This is a genomic window from Pseudoalteromonas rubra (assembly GCF_005887095.1).
Lineage (GTDB): Bacteria > Pseudomonadota > Gammaproteobacteria > Enterobacterales > Alteromonadaceae > Pseudoalteromonas > Pseudoalteromonas rubra_E.
In genome coordinates this window covers 1-539 of record NZ_PNCI01000123.1, presented here as the reverse complement: position 1 = coordinate 539, position 539 = coordinate 1, and the positions used below count along the sequence as shown (strand labels likewise).

At 48.2% G+C, this 539-nt stretch carries 1 protein-coding gene; it reads right to left on the bottom strand.

Annotated elements, in window-relative coordinates:
• Positions 1-539 (bottom strand): integrase core domain-containing protein (locus CWB99_RS23570; protein ID WP_171045445.1); only part of this gene is annotated, 539 nt, incomplete at both ends.

Here is a 539-nt window from a genome sequence, read left to right as displayed (position 1 = left end):
TGTTTTTTTACCTCACCCGTGTGCTGTTTTTCCGGGTTAAGCGTTGTAGGTCCGACTGGACTGCAATTTCGCACAGCACGTGTTCCCCATCGACCCGGATTGGCTGCTTTTGCTATTTCCATTCGCTCTTTTCGCTGGGCTAGTATTTCTTCATCCTGTCCTGTATGTCGCTGATGTGGCGTAACAAATCGTAACTTACTGTGCTTATGCTCATAGTTGTACCAACGAGTAAATTTCAGTACCCATGTCCTGGCTTCTTCGAGACTTTTAAAGCCTGCCGAAGGCCAGTCGGGTCTGTATTTGCAAGTTCTGAACAACGATTCTGCAAATGGATTGTCGTTGCTAACTCGCGGCCTGTTATATGACGTTGTCACACCCAACTCTTGTGCTTTCACACGCATAGTTTGCGATTTCATCGGCGCACCGTTGTCTGAGTGTAAAACTACACCGCTATGCAGCGCATTTTCACGCACTAATGTTTGCTCCAGCAGGTTAGCTGCGTGCTCACCTGATTCTTGCTCGTGGACTTCATGGCCCAC